Annotated in this window: 16 protein-coding genes and 1 pseudogene; 12 read left to right on the top strand and 5 right to left on the bottom strand. The window is 45.0% G+C overall.

Annotation, left to right across the window (positions count from 1 at the left end; all coding sequences use genetic code 11):
- Positions 1 to 582 carry a Crp/Fnr family transcriptional regulator gene (locus tag M2134_RS14970; RefSeq protein ID WP_280752392.1) on the bottom strand — a complete coding sequence of 194 codons (582 nt, stop codon included), beginning with the start codon at positions 580 to 582 and terminating at the stop codon, positions 1 to 3.
- A complete protein-coding gene (locus M2134_RS14965; protein WP_280752391.1) occupies positions 554 to 1,930 on the bottom strand; it encodes an MATE family efflux transporter in 1,377 nt (458 codons plus the stop codon). The genes M2134_RS14970 and M2134_RS14965 overlap by 29 nt, the downstream gene beginning before the upstream one ends.
- A gap of 127 nt (positions 1,931 to 2,057) precedes the next feature.
- On the opposite strand from M2134_RS14965, the gene M2134_RS14960 reads away from it, so the two are divergent.
- Both M2134_RS14960 and M2134_RS14955 read left to right on the top strand, forming a co-directional pair.
- Complete coding sequence (locus M2134_RS14960) at positions 2,058 to 3,278, top strand: acetylxylan esterase (protein ID WP_280752390.1); 1,221 nt, start codon at positions 2,058 to 2,060, stop codon at positions 3,276 to 3,278.
- A 37-nt stretch (positions 3,279 to 3,315) separates the two neighbouring features.
- A complete protein-coding gene (locus M2134_RS14955) occupies positions 3,316 to 5,388 on the top strand; it encodes an RNA degradosome polyphosphate kinase (protein WP_280752389.1) in 2,073 nt (690 codons plus the stop codon).
- On the opposite strand, the gene M2134_RS14950 is transcribed toward M2134_RS14955, so the two are convergent.
- The 3 genes from M2134_RS14950 to lysS are packed head-to-tail and all read right to left on the bottom strand — an operon-like array spanning position 5,383 to position 9,477.
- Positions 5,383 to 6,726, bottom strand: coding sequence for a glucose-6-phosphate isomerase (locus M2134_RS14950; protein ID WP_280752388.1), 1,344 nt, complete (start codon positions 6,724 to 6,726; stop codon positions 5,383 to 5,385). The genes M2134_RS14955 and M2134_RS14950 overlap by 6 nt on opposite strands.
- A gap of 12 nt (positions 6,727 to 6,738) precedes the next feature.
- Positions 6,739 to 7,734, bottom strand: a complete 996-nt coding sequence (locus tag M2134_RS14945) for an NAD(P)H-dependent glycerol-3-phosphate dehydrogenase (RefSeq protein WP_280752387.1) — start codon at positions 7,732 to 7,734, stop codon at positions 6,739 to 6,741.
- 12 nt (positions 7,735 to 7,746) lie between these two features.
- Positions 7,747 to 9,477 carry a lysine--tRNA ligase gene (lysS, locus tag M2134_RS14940; protein ID WP_280752386.1) on the bottom strand — a complete coding sequence of 577 codons (1,731 nt, stop codon included), beginning with the start codon at positions 9,475 to 9,477 and terminating at the stop codon, positions 7,747 to 7,749.
- A 489-nt stretch (positions 9,478 to 9,966) separates the two neighbouring features.
- On the opposite strand from lysS, the gene M2134_RS14935 reads away from it, so the two are divergent.
- From M2134_RS14935 to M2134_RS14890, 10 genes and pseudogenes are all read left to right on the top strand, one after another.
- Positions 9,967 to 10,488: a DUF4258 domain-containing protein gene (locus M2134_RS14935; protein WP_280752385.1), complete on the top strand. Its 522-nt coding sequence runs from the start codon at positions 9,967 to 9,969 to the stop codon at positions 10,486 to 10,488.
- Between the two features lie 11 nt (positions 10,489 to 10,499).
- Positions 10,500 to 10,811, top strand: a complete 312-nt coding sequence (locus M2134_RS14930; RefSeq protein WP_280752384.1) for a hypothetical protein — start codon at positions 10,500 to 10,502, stop codon at positions 10,809 to 10,811.
- A gap of 116 nt (positions 10,812 to 10,927) precedes the next feature.
- Positions 10,928 to 12,217 carry an RHS repeat-associated core domain-containing protein gene (locus tag M2134_RS14925; protein WP_280752383.1) on the top strand — a complete coding sequence of 430 codons (1,290 nt, stop codon included), beginning with the start codon at positions 10,928 to 10,930 and terminating at the stop codon, positions 12,215 to 12,217.
- Positions 12,214 to 12,480 (top strand): hypothetical protein, encoded by a 267-nt coding sequence (locus M2134_RS14920; protein ID WP_280752382.1) that lies wholly within the window; start codon positions 12,214 to 12,216, stop codon positions 12,478 to 12,480. Before M2134_RS14925 ends, M2134_RS14920 begins: the two co-directional genes overlap by 4 nt.
- Before the next feature lie 207 nt (positions 12,481 to 12,687).
- Positions 12,688 to 12,924, top strand: coding sequence for a hypothetical protein (locus M2134_RS14915; protein ID WP_280752381.1), 237 nt, complete (start codon positions 12,688 to 12,690; stop codon positions 12,922 to 12,924).
- A 138-nt stretch (positions 12,925 to 13,062) separates the two neighbouring features.
- Positions 13,063 to 14,511 (top strand): RHS repeat-associated core domain-containing protein, encoded by a 1,449-nt coding sequence (locus tag M2134_RS14910; protein WP_280752380.1) that lies wholly within the window; start codon positions 13,063 to 13,065, stop codon positions 14,509 to 14,511.
- 12 nt (positions 14,512 to 14,523) lie between these two features.
- The gene (gene imm40, locus M2134_RS14905) at positions 14,524 to 14,886 is read left to right on the top strand and encodes an Imm40 family immunity protein (protein WP_280752379.1); all 363 of its coding nucleotides are present in this window, start codon (positions 14,524 to 14,526) and stop codon (positions 14,884 to 14,886) included.
- A 124-nt stretch (positions 14,887 to 15,010) separates the two neighbouring features.
- Positions 15,011 to 15,250, top strand: a pseudogene (locus M2134_RS14900) (RHS repeat-associated core domain-containing protein); the annotation flags it as partial.
- A gap of 18 nt (positions 15,251 to 15,268) precedes the next feature.
- The gene (locus tag M2134_RS14895) at positions 15,269 to 16,015 is read left to right on the top strand and encodes a hypothetical protein (protein ID WP_280752410.1); all 747 of its coding nucleotides are present in this window, start codon (positions 15,269 to 15,271) and stop codon (positions 16,013 to 16,015) included.
- Positions 16,016 to 16,028: 13 nt separating this feature from the next.
- Entirely contained in the window at positions 16,029 to 16,514 is a 486-nt protein-coding gene (locus tag M2134_RS14890) for a hypothetical protein (protein WP_280752378.1), read from the top strand.
- Positions 16,515 to 17,115 lie beyond the last annotated feature (601 nt).

The raw sequence follows: 17,115 nt of genomic DNA, 5'->3' as shown, positions 1-17,115 counted from the left end.
TCAATCCTCTTTCTCTTTCCCCTTTTCGGCCCGGATGCGGCTGAGTGACTGAGGCGTAATGCCCAGGAAGCTGGCCAGCTCTTTTAATGGAATGGCCTGGAGCAGTTCGGGCGATTTGTTGATTAATGCTTCATATCGCCTGGAAGCCAATGGCTGAATCAATTCAATCAACCATTGATCGGTAGTGAGCAATAGGTGCTCGAACAGTTTTCGCACCCATATCGAGAGCGCCTGGGAGGAGAGGGCAAGCTCTTCGATCTCCTCTTTGTGAAAATGCAGTGCTTCGCAATCGGAAGAGGTCGCAATATAGATCTGCGAACGCAGTCCTTTGGTGAATCCCCAGGAAGAATAGACCGCTTCGCCGGAAGTGGCATACCAGATGGTCGATTCGCGATTCCCCTCCCGGATATAGCCTCGCACAATACCGCTCTTTAACAGATAAAGCGAACGATTCACCTCTCCTTTGCGGATAAGAATCGTTCGCTTGGGTATAAAGACCTCTTTGCCTACTTCAAACAACCGGTTCAGATCGTCTTCAGGAAGCGGATAAATATCATGTATTGACTTTATAAACGTTTGCACTTGGTTGTCCTTTACGGACGAAAAGGCCTGACAATATGATGCAGGTGGTAATGCCTTCAGCTACGGCAACCGCCAGCCAGATACCTTTTACATCCAGCCACAAAGGTAATGCAAAAAAGCATGCGACAGGCAAAACAATACCCCGCAGCAGCGTGTAAAAGGTAGCCTTTCCTGTTTTCTCTACGCTCATCAGATAACCGACCGCGACGACATTAATGCCAAAGAAAAGGTAACCGGTCGCAAAGAAAGGAATGCCATCGACGGCAATTTGCCAGGCGAGGTTGGTATGGTCGCTGATAAAGAGCGAAACAATCGGTTCGCGGAACAGGGTGAAGACAAAATCGAAAAAAAGAGCCAATCCAACCGTTGTCCAGATAGCCAGTTTCAACGCCTGTCGCGAACGTTCGTAGGCTTCGCAACCATAGTTATAGCTGATGATAGGTTGTGCCGACTGGATCACCGCATTGAATACCATAAAGATAATAGGAAAGAAGTAGCAAACGATACTGAATGCCGCCACACCGTTTGTGCCCAGATAGCGCACAAATACATAGTTGCCGGCAAGCATCATCACGGCTATGGCCGCTTCGCCGAGAAAGGCAGAGAATCCTAACCGAACAATGTATCCGCTGTTGCGGACAGTCAGCATCAGACTTTTGCGGCTGAGTTTCAGTTTTCCCAGTTTGATGCGCGGTGAATAACGCAATAGGAAGATCACCATCATGGCCACCCCGACCACTTCGCCGATACCGGTAGCCACAGCAGCCCCTGTCAGTCCCCATTTGAATTCGAATATAAAGAGGTAGTCGAGCACGATATTGATGATCGTAGAGGTGGTCATACACCACATAGCCACATTGGGTCCGTCGATACGCACAAAGAAGGTCAGTACCGACAGTAACGTTTGAAACACAGCAAAGGCGGCATAAGCGATCAGGTATTCCCGCGCCAGCAGCATCAGATCATCTGGTGCACCCAATAGGCGCGCCGCTTGTGCCGGAAACGCGATCACAAGAAGAGAAACCGATAACATTACCAATAGGGAGACCAGCGTAGCCTGTGTCGCGTTGATATTAGCCACCTTTTCTTTGTTGCGCGACAGGTTGATCGAAGCCACAATCGCTCCTCCCATACCAAACATCAGGCCTACGCCCGCGGCAAATACAAACAAGGGCGCTGCGATATTAACCGCCGCCAGGGCATCGCTACCGATCCCTCTTCCGACAAATATTCCGTCGGTAATGATAAACAATGCTGAGAAGACCATCCCCAGTACGGTCGGCACCAGTTGCTTGCGAAATAAGGTGCCCACCTTCATACTTCCAAAATCAATACTGTCTCTTTGCATACTCCAATATTTTCTGTTTTTTTCAGGATGCAAAGGTACGGAGAATACCGGGTGGCAAAATTACCATTTGGTAACTTCGGTCAATTATTCTATATTTGTTACATATCCTATGTAAATGAATTGATCTATGAAACAAGTCTGTCTTATACTGGTTTTTCTTTTATACAGTGTAGCTGTGTCGCATGGGCAAGAGGCGAATTATGATGAAGCGAAGGTGCCCGATTTTGTGTTGTCTCCTTTGTTGATGAATGAGCAAGGAGAGAAGGTCACAACAACACAGGAATGGGAACGATCGTGTCGTCCGGAAATACTGGCGCTGTTGCAGAATCAGATGTATGGCGTAACGCCGACGGAGGAAATCGCTGTCCGGTATGAAACACAAACAGTCAATCCGCAAGCCTTTGGCGGCAAAGCAACCAGCCGTCAGGTAAAGATCGTGTTTACCCGCGATTTTATCGAACGATCTATACAGTTATTATTGTTTTTACCCAACCGGGCAGGAGGGAAGGCGCCTGTTTTCTTTGGTTTTAATTTCCATGGAAACCAAACGGTGACGGATGAAGCGGATGTGATACCGGCGACAGACAAGGGGCGTGGATCCGATAAGAGCGCCTGGTCGGTCGACCGTATACTGGATGCCGGTTATGGCCTGGTGACGGCTTACTACCAGGATGTATTTCCCGATAGCGTAGGAGGGCATCGCGCCAGTGTATTGCGTATGTTTGGTTATAATTCTTCCGACGATGTGAAAGAGGATAGTCCGCAGGCGATGAGTGCCTGGGCGTGGGGCATGAGCCGGGTGATGGACTACCTGGAGACGACGCCTGAAGTGGATGCCTCTAAAGTGATCCTGATGGGACATTCCCGCGTCGGGAAGGCAGCTCTTTGGGCTGGTGCGCAGGACGAACGCTTTGCCATTGTGATCTCCAACAACACAGGATGTGGCGGTGCTGCCCTTTCCAAGCGTAGATATGGGGAGACGATCGGGATTATTACACAGAAGTTTCCTCATTGGTTCTCCAAAAATTACCGGCGCTATGCCAACAACGAACAATCGCTGCCTTTCGATCAGCATGAGCTATTAGCCTTGATAGCTCCCCGCCCTCTTTATGTGGCAAGCGGGGAGGATGATCGCTTTGCCGACCCACGGGGCGAATACCTCGGAGCGGCTTACGCGAGTGAGGTTTATCGGTTGTATGGCTTCGAAGGATTGGAGCCGGAGGGAATGCCCGGCGTGAACCAGCCGGTGATGAACCGGGTGGGCTATCATATCCGCACGGGAAAACATGCCGTCACTGATTATGATTGGGAGCAGTATATTCGTTTTGCCGATAAGTGGTTGAAATGAAAAAAAGGCTATCTTTACCCGCAGACATTGAAACGCCATGGATGAAATGCACAGATACTTTAGAAGAGACATTAGCTGGTTGTCGTTTAACTACCGGGTATTGTTAGAAGCGGAGGATGAAAACCTGCCTATCTATGAACGGATACGTTTCCTTTCGATCTATTCTTCCAACCTGGAAGAGTTTTATGAGATCCGGGTAGCCGAACACCGAGGCATCATCATGAAGAAAAGCTTTGCCGAAGAGAGTGTTGAAGAGGCGGAGGAGACCCTGGCGGAGATCACGCGGGAGGTCAACCGCCAGCAACGCGAGTATTACCGTATCTTTTCGGAAATGATCCTGCCCGAATTGACCCGGCAGAATATCTATCTCTATCAGGATGAGAAGCTACAGTCTTTTCATGAAGCCTTTGTGCGCGATTATTTCAATGAAGAGGTGTTTCCGTTTCTCTCCCCGGTGATGATTCAGGCGGGGGATATCCGCACCTTTATCCGCGACCGACGGCTTTACCTGGTGGTGCGCATGACCAAGAAGAGCAAGAAGCAGGAACAGCCCGACTATGTGCCGGAGTATCACTACGCACTGATGAAGATTCCGCATGAAAAGGTGCCGCGTTTCATTGAATTGCCCGAACACGACGGGAAACATTATATCATGTTCAGCGACGATATGATCCGCGCCAACCTGCATACTGTTTTCCCGGGCTATATAATCGATAGCTGTTATAGCATAAAGATATCAAGGGATGCGGATATATACCTTGAAGATGTATCCGGCTCCAATCTGTTGGAGAGCATCCGCCGCAAGGTGAAGAAGCGGAAGGTGGGGGCGTTGAGCCGTTTTATGTACGACCGCGCCATGCCGGAGGAGTTTCTTGCCTTTATTTGCGAAGCGTTTAGTATCCATTCCGATGACCTGGTGGTCGGAGGGCGCTACCTCAACCTGCAGGATCTGGCTAAACTGCCCAATCCGTGTGGGAAGAAACTGGAACAACAGCCACCCGCGCCGATGCGTATTCCCTCGCTCGACAAAGCAGGCTCTGTCTTCAAGGTGGTGAAGAAAAAGGATGTGTTATTGCATTTCCCTTATCAGTCGTTCGACTACCTGATTCGTTTTTTGATGGAGGCAGCCTTCGATCCGAAGGTGCAGGCGATCAAGATCACCCAGTACCGGGTGGCGGAAAATTCGGCAGTTATCAACACCCTGATCAGTGCGGCGCAGAATGGCAAAGAGGTAACTGTCTTTGTTGAACTGAAAGCCCGCTTCGATGAGGAGCATAATATGGCGACAGCCGAACGGATGAAGCAGGCGGGTATCAAGATTATTTACAGCATTCCCGGATTGAAGGTGCATGCGAAGGTGGCGGTTATCCTGCGTAAACCAACTGACGGAGGCAACCGACGACGTGATTTTGCCTACCTGAGCACCGGCAACTTCAATGAAAAAACGGCCAAGGTTTATGCCGATATGGCGCTGTTGACAGCCAACAGAGAGATTATTGAGGACATAAACAAAGTGTTTGCTGCCTTGGAAGGCGAGCAGATAGAACCGACATTCAACCATCTGTTGGTGGCTCAGTTCAATATGGTGCCTACCTTAAAGCAGATGATTGGGCGTGAAATAGAACATGTAAAGCAGGGAAGAAGAGGTCGAATTGTCCTAAAAATGAATGGCCTGCACGACAAACAGATGATCGATGAACTATACCGTGCCAGCGAGGCAGGGGTGGAGATCGATCTGATTGTGCGGGGCATCTGTTGCTTGGTGCCCGGGCAGCTTTACAGCAAAAATATACGGATCACCCGTATTGTCGATATGTTTCTGGAACATGCCCGCGTGTGGTATTTCTATAACAACGGAAAAGAGGACCTGTTCCTGACTTCGGCCGACTGGATGCGGCGCAACCTGAACCGCCGGATCGAGACGGCTTTCCCTATTCTCGACGTGAAACTAAAAAAAGAGATCATCGACATACTGCATATCCAGTTACAGGATAATGTAAAGGCATGCTTGATCGATGATCTCCTTCAAAATAATTTTAAGCGCGATGATAATCCGAAGAAGACACGCGCTCAAATAGTTATTTACAATTACTTGCAGGAACGATTATAGGCGGGTGCGGATCGCTTCCGACTCTTTCTCGTATCCCGGTTTGTTCAACAGGGCGAACATATTCTTTTTGTAGGCCTCTACCCCCGGTTGGTCGAATGGGTTGACCTCCAACATATACCCGCTGATGCCACATCCTCTTTCGAAGAAATAGAGCAACTGGCCGATGTAGTAAGCATTTACGGCTGGCAGGGTGATTTTGATGTTAGGCACTCCTCCGTCGATATGGGCTAACTGTGTGCCCAGTTCCGCCATTTTGTTCACTTCATCCACATGTTTTCCTGCCAGGAAGTTCAATCCGTCCAGGTCTGCTTCGTCGGTCGGTACCAATACCTCACGATCCGGGTTCTCCACAGAGATAACCGTTTCGAAGATGGTGCGTTCTCCGTCCTGGATCCATTGTCCCATAGAGTGCAGGTCGGTGGTCAGATCAACCGATGCCGGGAAGATACCTTTGCCGTCTTTTCCTTCGCTTTCGCCGTAAAGCTGTTTCCACCATTCAGCGATGTAGTGCAGTTTCGGGTGATAGTTGGCGAGGATCTCTATTTTCTTTCCGCCTTTGTATAGTTCATTACGCGTAGCCGCGTACACCGCTGCCATATTGTCCGCGAAAGGAACATCCGTGCCGGTGGCTTTCTCCATCGATACAGCACCTGCTACGAAGTCGCGAATGCTGATGCCTGCTACGGTGATTGGCAACAGACCTACCGGAGTCAATACCGAGAAACGTCCGCCTACATTGTCGGGAATAATGAATGTTTTGTAGCCTTCCTGATTGGCCAGCGTACGCAAAGCGCCTTTCTTCGCGTCGGTAATGGCTACGATGCGGTGTTTCGCCTCCTCTTTGCCAACAGCATCTTCCAACTGTTTTTTCAGGATACGGAAGGCAAGAGCCGGTTCGGTCGTCGTGCCCGATTTGGAAATATTGATGATACCGAATTGTTTTCCTTTCAGGTATTCGGTCAATTCATACAGATAGTCTTCGCCAATGTTATGACCGGCATAGAGAAGCACCGGGTTCTGGCGTTCGGTTTGCAGGAAGTCGAAGCTGTTGTTCAATGCTTCCACCACCGCTTTGGTACCCAGATAGCTCCCACCAATCCCTACGGTGACAACCACCTCGCATTTGGAACGCAATACTTCAGCCGTGTCTTCAATCTCTTTCAATTCGGCCTCTGTGATAGAAGAGGGGAGGTGCAACCAACCTAAGAAGTCACTGCCCGCGCCCTGCCCGCTTTCAAGCAGGGCATTAGATGCGTTTGCTTTTGCCTCTTGGGCATATACCTGTTCTTTTGTAATGGTATCAAAAACCTTGTTAATGTCTAAACTGATCTTTTTCATCTTAAATACCTATTAATTAAATGTTTTTGTCAACTGCCGGATTACGGTAGTCGGCGATTTTCTTTCATATAAGATACGATAGAGGGCATCCAGTATTGGCATATCCACCTTGTATTTCTCATTGATTTCGTAGATGCATTTGGTGCCGTAATAGCCTTCGGCTATCATCTCCATCTCCAGTTGAGCGGTCTTGACCGAATAGCCCTTCCCAATCATGGTGCCGAACGTACGGTTGCGGCTGAAGCGCGAATAGGCAGTCACCAAAAGGTCGCCCATATAGACCGAGTCGGTTATGTCGCGTTGAATGTGATAAACCGCATCGACAAACCGTTGCATCTCTTTGATGGCATTGGTCAGGAATACTGCCTGGAAGTTATCGCCATACTTCATCCCGTGGCAAATGCCCGACACGATGGAGTAGACATTCTTCAATACCGCCGCGTATTCAATGCCGGTCACATCTTCCGATAAAGAGCTTTTCAAGTAATGATTGCTGAATACCTCCGACAAGACCCGGGCATTCTCTTTGTTTGTGCAGGCTATCGTGATATACGATAAACGTTCGAAGGCAATCTCTTCCGCATGGCAGGGACCGCCGATGATGGCAATCTGTTCATGAGGTACTCCGTAGTATTCCGCGAAATAGTCGGTGATAAGCATATTGTCATCGGGCACGATCCCTTTGATGGCCGATATCACAAACTTGTCTGTCAGCGGTCCCTTCACCTTCTTCAGATGTTGCTTGAGGAAAGGGGAGGGCGTGGCAAAAATCAATGTGTCGGAATCACGAATCGCCTGATTGATATTGGAGTAAAAGGTGATCTTACTTGTGTCAAACTTCACGGAAGTCAGGTAGGTCGGATTATGTCCTACCTCCTTGAACTCCTCAATCAGCTCAGGGCGGCGCATATACCAGTTGATACTATCCTGTGTGGAAAGAACAATCTTAGCCAAAGCAGTGGCCCAACTACCACCACCCATAATAGCAATTTTACCGGGCAGGTTCATGATGATGTCGTATTAGTTAGCAGCGTTCGATATCCAAAGAGTTACTTCTTCCTGTGTCGGATTGGTCAGATTCAACTTATGCTTCTTATTCAATCCGCAGAGTTCCTGACGCAATTTGTCCGGATTCAGCTCTTTCAAGGATTCAACTGTGATGTATCCTGCTTTTTGTATCACCGGCACCCAGTCGGTTGCAACACCGATCTTTTCATATTTTTCCACCGAATCTTTGCGGACTGTTTTCTCAGGACGCATTTGCGGGAAGAGCAATACCTCCTGGATGCTTTCCTGACCGGTCATAAACATGGTGAGGCGGTCCATACCGATACCGATACCACTCGTCGGTGGCATACCATATTCCAAGGCACGCAGGAAGTCCTGATCGATAAACATCGCTTCGTCGTCGCCCTTTTCAGAAAGGCGCAACTGATCTTCAAAACGCGCGCGTTGGTCGATCGGGTCATTCAATTCCGAATAGGCATTCGCCAATTCCTTTCCGTTCACCATCAACTCGAAGCGTTCGGTCAGTTCCGGATTGCTCCGGTGTTTCTTGGTCAATGGAGACATCTCCACCGGATAGTCGATGATAAAGGTCGGCTGGATATAATTGCCTTCGCATTTCTCGCCAAAGATTTCATCGATCATTTTTCCTTTACCCATGGTCTCGTCCTGTTCGACGCCCAGTTGTTTGCAGACCTCACGCAGTTGCGATTCGTCCATGCCGCTGATGTCTACGCCGGTGAAATGCTTGATGGAGTCGATCATGGTCACGCGGGGATAAGGCGCTTTGTAGTCGATCTCCTTGTCGCCCATCATGATCTTGGTCGTACCATTCACATCCATACATATCTTTTCGAGCATCCGCTCGGTGAAATCCATCATCCAGTTATAATCCTTATAGGCCGCGTAGAACTCCATCACGGTGAATTCCGGATTATGCGTGCGGTCCATTCCCTCGTTGCGGAAGTTACGGCTGAACTCATATACCCCTTCAAAGCCGCCGACAATCAGGCGCTTCAGGTATAGCTCATTGGCAATACGCAGGTATAAAGGAATATCGAGTGCGTTATGGTGAGTAATGAACGGACGGGCAGACGCTCCACCCGGAATGCTTTGCAATACCGGTGTGTCTACTTCAATATATCCATGCTCGTTCAGGAACTCACGCATAGAGTTAAACACCTTGGTGCGTTTCAGGAAGACCTCTTTAACTCCTTCGTTAACGATCAGGTCGACATAACGCTGGCGGTAGCGAAGCTCGGGGTCATTGAATCCGTCATACACCACGCCGTCTTTCATCTTTACGATAGGAAGCGGACGCAGTGATTTGGCTAGTACGGTCAATTCTTCGGCATGCACCGATATTTCTCCCATCTGTGTGCGGAATACAAACCCTTTAACGCCCACATAATCGCCTATATCGAGTAATTTCTTGAACACAACATTATACAGCTCTTTATCTTCACTCGGGCAAAGATCATCGCGCGAGATATAAACCTGTATACGTCCTTCCGAATCTTGTAATTCCATAAACGACGCCTTTCCCATGATACGGCGGCTCATGATACGGCCGGCTATCTGCACGGGGCGTACTTCGTCTTCATCACGGAAAGATTGTTTTATTTCGGTGGAATAGGCATTGGTTTTATACTCTGCCGCGGGATAAGGTTCGATACCCATTTCACGCAGCTGTTCCATGCTATTACGACGGAATATTTCCTGTTCACTCAATTCTAATACACTCATTCTGTTTTTGTTTTGTATAATACGGCGCAAAATTACAAAAAATAGTGGTTACTAATAAGTGTTTACGGATTAATTGTTCGCCTATTTATGTTTATCTCTATCTCTTTTCTGCGACCCGCCCTCTTTTTTTCAAATGTTAAAAAACGATTTTTAAGCAAAACGCCCTTTTTTGTAACAAATCCATACGTTAAAAAGTGTTACTCGCGGGACTAATTTAAAATACCCCTACGTTTTTGCGCAAAAAGTCAGGCAAAAGTTTTAAATCGTAAGTTAGGGGTTTTCGGAAAATGGGGGCGATTTAACATATTTTTTGAGTTTGTACGGGGAGGTTTTTATGATATGAACTTACCTTTACCTATGGCCCTGACCGTGAACGTTGGAAAACAGTACTGAAAAGGAATGGTTCTTTGATAAAAACAACTATTTTTGCTAATGGTTACGAGCGCGTAACCGAAAGCGGTGTAACGTAGCAGTTGTATTGCCGGAAAGGTGATCGATGGTTTTGGCGCATCCGCGATAGGTCAATTGGGTAAAGGGGTTGCTGTTGCAAATGGATTGTGGCATCAAACAGTAAAAGCGACAGGTTCTTTTGCTCCTTTAGGCCCTTCCATTACCTCGGAAGCCGGTATAGGTGGTTTGGAAATCACCGTCACCAGTGGTAAGATCGGTGAAAGTACTGTTTCCGGCATGGCTGCACAAGCTGGAAAGGGGGCGGTGAATGTTGGGAAGACAGGAGGAGCACCATTAGTTAAAACGGGGGCCAAATTTAGTCAGCATGCTTTAGAACGTATGGCTCAGCGAGATATAACGCAAGATATGGCAGAGTTGGCAATTCGTAAAGGCCAAAAGTTTTATGATCCTCTTAATAAATCTATAAATTATATTTTGCCTAATAGTTTTGCTAGTGGCAAAAGTTTATTGGTTGGAACTAATCCTCTAACAGGAGAAGTTACTACTGTGTTGAGAAGTAGCAAGAATCTTATAAAGCCAAGAATGATTCCTATTCCATAATTTTTTAATATATGATAATAGATGTATTAGTCGAGTTGTTAAAAAACTCGTTGGAGTTTTCAGGAGAAAAGCGAATAGCTTCGATAAAAAAATTTCAAACTATTGTTTGGAATGATACGTCGATAAATGACAAGAATCTTAACGGAATTTTGAGTGATATAGCTTATCTCTTGGACTTTTATGAACCTAATGAAGAGTGGAGAAAAGAATCTCCTAATTATTATGGAGATAAGTATTTAGAAGAGTTAATAAAATTAAATATCCAACAAATACTAGACTATACAAAAAACGCCCCGACTGTGCACGTTGGAAAACAGTGCTAAAAAGGAATGGTTCTTTGATAAAAACAACTATTTTTGTATAAAATAGGATGCGTCTCAACATAGCTCAAGCAAGCTTGGCTCTGTATTGCTTTACGCTGCGCTAAGCGAACGTTGTTTTGGCTTTCACTATCTTTGCTAATGGTTACGAGCGCGTAACAGAAAGCGGTGTAACGCAGCAGTTGTATTACCTGCAGGGTGGCGACGGCCTGGCTGCTATCTATGTGAAGGAGACAGGCAAGCAGGATCAGATCTATTACGCTTGCAATGACCACCTGGGCAGTGTAACGCAGTTGGTGAACAGCGCCGGCACTCCGGTCTTCCAGGCAACGTATGATGCATGGGGCAGACAGTCGGTAACCACAAACACGTTTAAGTACCACCGTGGATATACCGGCCATGAGCATTTGCCGGAATTTGGGCTTGTCAATATGAACGGTCGTTTGTATGACCCTATTTTAGCCCGCTTCCTAAGTCCCGACCCATATGTGCAGATGCCGGATTACAGTCAGGGGTATAATCGATATGCCTACTGTCTGAATAATCCGCTGATCTATACGGATCCGAGTGGGGAGTTTGCTTGGTTTTATTGGGCCGGAGCTGCTCTTATCGGAGGTATTTCCAATTTGGTTGCCAACTGGGATAATGTTGATGGCTTTTGGCAAGGAGCAACTACGTTTGTTACAGGTGCCGGGGCTGCTGTAGGGGTTCTTGCTACAGGAGGATCCGGGGCTGCTGTTGTTATAGGAACAGGTGCTGCCGGGACAGCGTTGGTTAGTGCTAATAATAGTGTTGTAGCTCAGACCGGAAAAAATTTCGAAGGATTCAATAAGGTGGATTGGGGTCTGGTTGGTAGACATGCTGTGATTGGTGGTGTTGCAGGTGCGGCCAGTACCAGTGTTGGATATTGGGCCTCTACAGCTTCTTTTACAATAAATGGGATTGACAGTCCTGTGTTGCGTTCCGTTGTTGTTTCACCTCTTGCTTCCGGAGCCGGACATGTGGCTGGAGGTACGACTGTCAATTTGTTGAAAAATCAACCTTTGGGTGAAGCCTTTGCTAATTCTTTTGATGGAATTGGTCAGAGTATGGCCATTGGTACGGCGATGGGGGTTGCTACTACAATTGGGGTTTCTTATGCCAGTGGGGTGAATCCATGGACTGGAGCTAAAACTTCTATTCATGCAACACAAAGGACTAATGAACGCAACATAGCGCAAAAAGATATAAATGATGCTCTAAAGAACCCTCTTAAAATTACAGACGTAAAAATTCAAGAGAATGGGGCAAGTGTAAAATATATAGGAAGAGAAGTGACTGTTGTTGTTAATCCGGAAACTGGGAAAATAATTACAGTCTATCGAACAAGTACGCAAAGAGTGAATAGTATTTTAAAAAGAGTGGAATGAAAAAAGAAATTATTTTAACAAAAAAAGAATATAACTATTTAGTAGAGGATCTTTTGAAAAATCGTCAAGAAATTCTTTTGCATATACAACTTGTTTGTCAAACAGATGCTTATATTAAAATATTATTAACTAATGACATTAGCGAAATAATAAGAGAGCTAACAGAAGATAGAATAGGCATGGATTGCTTTGATGAAAACTATGAACCCACTGAAGAAGGATGGATTTTGGAACATTTTATTGACAAGTTTTATGTAGGGTAAGGGCAATATAAAATGAATGTGAAATTTTTGTATAAAATAGGATGCACCTTAGCATAGTTCAAGCCAGCTTGACTCTACATTCGGACAATGGAGCAACAAGATATGTCCATCCAACTACAGGTCGAAGTGTTGTTATAGATAATTTTACAGGAAGAATATTGCATGTTGGAGGAGATGGTTTTAAATATTAACAAACTCTAATATATCATGGTTGAAAAAATAATAGTATATATGCCATTGTTAAATGAAGGTACTTCGGTTTTAAGACCTGTGATGGCTTTTAATATGGGGAATAATATATATAAAATTATAGGAACTGAAAACGGATTAAAACCAGATGACTTAGATGAGGAATGGCTGTTTCCTGTTGGTAGTTATTTGACTTGCAGGATTAAACAGCAGGATATAAATGATATAATTTTGGTTGTGGATAGTTCTCTGTAATTCTACTACGATACGGCGGATAAACCTTATGCTGTATCTGCTGTCGATCCGGTATCTGAAACGGCTATTGCTGCAAGAGATCAACAGATTATTTATACCTCTTTCGAGCGTCCTGCAAGCATTACAGAGAACAGCCATGTGGCTACGTTCACCTACGATGGTTCGGGCAGCCGCAAGAAAATGCAGGTAAAAAGAAGTGCTACAACTATCTTGCAGCGCTATTATTTAGGTGATCGCTATGAGGCGGATGTGGCTTCGGGCGTGACCAAACAGCGTTTTTATATTGGTGGCGATGCATATTCTGCCCCTGCTGTTTATGTGAATCAAGGAAGTTCATGGATTTTGTATTATATTTGTCGTGATTACCTGGGTAGCATTACCCAGATCACGTCGGATAGCGGTTCGACGACGACCGAAGAGTTGAGTTTTGATGCCTGGGGTCGGATGCGTAATCCGAACACACTGGTACCGTATGCACCCGATACGGAGCCAAGCCTGTTCTTAGGCCGTGGTTATACCGGCCATGAATACCTTCCGTGGTTCGGCTTGGTCAATATGAACGCGAGGTTGTATGACCCTGCTGTCGGTCGTTTCCTCTCCCCGGATCCCTATGTTCAAATGGCGGATTTCTCGCAGAATTATAACAGGTATAGTTATGCATTGAATAATCCGTTGAAGTATACGGATGAAGATGGGGAGTGGGTACATATCGCAATAGGAGGACTTATAGGTGGAGTTGCCAACCTTATTGCTAATTGGAATAAAGCAGAAGGTTTTTGGGATAAGTTGGCTGCCTTTGGTGTAGGCGCAGGTGCAGGTGCTACGACGGTTGCAACAGCAGGTGCCTCATTTTGGGCTGCAGCTGGTGCTGCCGCAGCTACTGGTGCTTCTGTAGCTGGTACAAACAATGTTATAGCCCAAACAGGTAAAAACTTTTCAGGGTTTAACCAGGTAGATTGGGAACAGGTAGGTTTATATAGTTTTGCTGGTAGTGTTTCCGGATTTGGCGGTAGTCTTGGTGCTCATTTTGGCGGTCAGTATTTAGGTCCGGTTATTATAAACGGGACAAATATAACCAGTCCTGTATTCCAAGAGGCTATAAAGCAGTCTGTTGGTGGTATGATGGGAGGATATATTTCCGGTTATGCAACAGGATTGATCCTAACTGGAGATTATGGCAAAGCAATGGGTATGGGTCTCCATGGTCTTGCTTATGGTGGTACAGCCGGATTGATATCAGGGGGTATAACCGGGTTTAATAATGCGAAAAGTGCCGGAAAGGATCCCTGGACGGGGAGATCAATAGTAAAGCTGGATAGTCCAGAATTATTTTTTGATGGAGCAAGATATTCAAATAAAGTTCTTAATCAGATGAATAATAGCAATGATGTATATCACGCTTTTCCAGAAGCTATAGATGGATTTGCTTCAACGTTTGGAGAAATAAGTACAAAAATTGGTGCAGATGGTAAAACCTATCAGTGGTTAAAAATGCCAGGAAATTATGGAGGGAAAACAGGTGTTTTTGAATACATTAAAGGATCTGATGGGGTGATTAATCATCGTTTTTTTAACGTAAAACCGTAAATGACCATTTATATGTATGACTATCAAAAAATAATAGAAAAAAGAGGGAGGGCATTATCTGAGGTTAACCCAGGCAGTAGCGAATATGCCTTGTCTGTGAATGATTCTTTGGAGATAATTGATATTTTACTAAAACAACAAATACCTATATTAGGAGGTGATATAATAAGTGAGAAGTCTGGAAAGTTAATCTATGCATACCAACTTTGGGGGATAGAATATCATTATTTGAATTGGTGTTGTGATAAGATGGAGAATGAAAGCAAGAAAAATTATATATTGAGAAGTTATAATATTGCAAAAGAAACTATAGTAAAAGCTTTAGATATAGCCAATCATTTACATGAAAAATGCTATATTGTTTTGGTGACGTAAAATGAGAATCTTTCATCCTGAAGGGAAATGAAATATTTCTGATTACCTGGGTAGCATTACCCAGATCACGTCGAATAGCGGTTCGACGACGACCGAAGAGTTGAGTTTTGATGCCTGGGGTCGGATGCGTAATCCGAACACACTGGTACCGTATGCACCCGATACGGAGCCAAGCCTGTTCTTAGGCCGTGGATATACCGGCCATGAATACCTTCCGTGGTTCGGCTTGGTCAATATGAACGCGAGGTTGTATGACCCTGCTGTCGGTCGTTTCCTCTCCCCGGATCCCTATGTACAGATGCCGGACTTTTCGCAGAATTATAACAGGTATAGTTATGCATTGAATAATCCGTTGAAGTATACGGATGAGAGCGGGGAATTTATGCACCTGATAATAGGGGCTATTATTGGAGGAGTAGTAAATTGGGCTGCGACTGGTGCTGCTTCAGGATTTTCAGGAGGAGTTGTTTCAGGTTCTGGGAATTCTTGGCTTGCGGGTTCTGATTTTGGACAAGGATTGTTGGAAGGCCTCAAAATAGGAGGGATCGGAGCGTTAACTGGAGGAGTTACAGGCGGAATTGTCGGTGGCATAGATGCTTTGACAAAGGGCACGGACTTTTGGACAGGAAATGCTACATTTGATTTGTCAGATGCTTATGGAGCTACTGGAACTGCTATTGGAGACAAAACAATTACAGGAAAATATGTTGGTGATTATGAAGGAATAAATCTTTATGAATCTTCAATGATGGTAGATAATAGTGCAGCCACACTACCTGGCAGAGGAATAATTCTTTCTAAAGGATTATATACAAGTAATCCAAATTCTTTGAGCGTTAAGGAATTGTTACAGCATGAATTTGGTCATATTCTTCAAGCAAGAGAAGTTGGATTAAAAGCTTATTATCGTATTATTGCTCCGGAGAGTTTAGCGAGTGCAGCTATAGATGGAGTGGGAGGTTGGAATCATAATAATTTTTGGACTGAAACATGGGCGAATTATTTGTCTAATAACTATTTCGGTTCCAATTCACTGCTGGTAAATAATCCTATAAGATGGCCTGCGAAAAATATTAATTGGTATAATTCATTGCGTGTGTGGGCTGTTAATTTTTACATGGTATTTTAACATTTAATAGCTTATGAAAAATTTAACTTACATTATTTTATCATTCTTATTATGTGTTTGTACAGCTTGTGAAGGTATTGCAGATATATTGTATATTTGTAACAATTCAGATGAAGCAATTTATGTTTACCACAGATGTGGAAATGTAGATTCGATACCTTTGAGCCCTAAATTAGAATTATTCCATTATTTGTCTATGGATGTGAATGATGCACATGGAAATCTTATTGAACCCTATTTTGTTTCACCTGACTATCGAATAAATGCTTATACATCAAGCTCTTTGAAAGGAGGATTGGAAGGACGTGTTTGGGGAACTCCTAAAACCCCACGACTACCATGTGATGAAAAAGAGATAACACTTTTTTTCATTACAGAAACAACCATGCGGAATCATGATTGGGAGGAGATTTACAAAGATCAGATGTATGTAAAAAAGGTCATGTTGACCGAGGATGACTTAAAGAAATGTGATTGGAAATACATATATACTCCGTGAGTTGTTGGATGTGAAGTAACACTATGTTTTATGTCTGATTTCTGCTGTTTGTGTAAATAGCACCATATGCACTTGATAGGGAGCCAAACCAGTTCTTGGGACATGGTTATACAGGTTATGTAATGGATTTATAAAATACCGAGAAGATGGTGAAAGCGATTTTTATATTGTTTTTTTGAATATTCACAGGCGCTATCCTATCATACTATCTATCGTTCTTTCAGAACTCGATTTCTTGTATTATCATGATCCCCAGGGTGGCGCAGACCTTCGGCCTGCTTACCCGTGGGCTAAGTCTTCGTCCCGCTGTGACTCGGCCTTGCAGGCCTGCTGTGGCCTACGGCCATAGGGATTTTCAAATTTTGGAAGATGTGAAGGAGAAAGGAGAAAGGAGAAAGGAGAAAGGGGCGTCTTTAGATATTGTAAGATTTGAAGGCTCTTGTATCATAAGAATAGTATCAAAATTTCTCCTCCTTAGCAAAGGAGGAGTACCCCGAGGTACGAGGAAGGCCACTGAAAAACCCTCCTCCCTCCCTTCCGCTTATTAATGGATCATCCGAAGAGTATCTTTTTACCCAAGAAAAGATTTTCCACACGGTGG

Origin of the sequence: Parabacteroides sp. PM6-13, from assembly GCF_029892605.1 — a bacterium.
Lineage (GTDB): Bacteria > Bacteroidota > Bacteroidia > Bacteroidales > Tannerellaceae > QVMG01.
This window is presented reverse-complemented; position numbering and strand designations above follow the sequence as displayed.

What these genes read in the sequence shown, in the direction of transcription:
- M2134_RS14950 (WP_280752388.1), bottom strand. Translation starts at nt 6,726, where the DNA reads ATGAAAAAGATCAGTTTAGACATTAACAAGGTTTTTGATACCATTACA.
- lysS (WP_280752386.1), bottom strand. Translation starts at nt 9,477, where the DNA reads ATGAGTGTATTAGAATTGAGTGAACAGGAAATATTCCGTCGTAATAGC.
- M2134_RS14895 (WP_280752410.1), top strand. Translation starts at nt 15,269, where the DNA reads ATGCACCTGATAATAGGGGCTATTATTGGAGGAGTAGTAAATTGGGCT.
- M2134_RS14955 (WP_280752389.1), top strand. Translation starts at nt 3,316, where the DNA reads ATGGATGAAATGCACAGATACTTTAGAAGAGACATTAGCTGGTTGTCG.
- M2134_RS14960 (WP_280752390.1), top strand. Translation starts at nt 2,058, where the DNA reads ATGAAACAAGTCTGTCTTATACTGGTTTTTCTTTTATACAGTGTAGCT.
- M2134_RS14920 (WP_280752382.1), top strand. Translation starts at nt 12,214, where the DNA reads ATGAAAAAAGAAATTATTTTAACAAAAAAAGAATATAACTATTTAGTA.
- M2134_RS14930 (WP_280752384.1), top strand. Translation starts at nt 10,500, where the DNA reads ATGATAATAGATGTATTAGTCGAGTTGTTAAAAAACTCGTTGGAGTTT.
- M2134_RS14965 (WP_280752391.1), bottom strand. Translation starts at nt 1,930, where the DNA reads ATGCAAAGAGACAGTATTGATTTTGGAAGTATGAAGGTGGGCACCTTA.
- imm40 (WP_280752379.1), top strand. Translation starts at nt 14,524, where the DNA reads ATGTATGACTATCAAAAAATAATAGAAAAAAGAGGGAGGGCATTATCT.
- M2134_RS14945 (WP_280752387.1), bottom strand. Translation starts at nt 7,734, where the DNA reads ATGAACCTGCCCGGTAAAATTGCTATTATGGGTGGTGGTAGTTGGGCC.
- M2134_RS14890 (WP_280752378.1), top strand. Translation starts at nt 16,029, where the DNA reads ATGAAAAATTTAACTTACATTATTTTATCATTCTTATTATGTGTTTGT.
- M2134_RS14915 (WP_280752381.1), top strand. Translation starts at nt 12,688, where the DNA reads ATGGTTGAAAAAATAATAGTATATATGCCATTGTTAAATGAAGGTACT.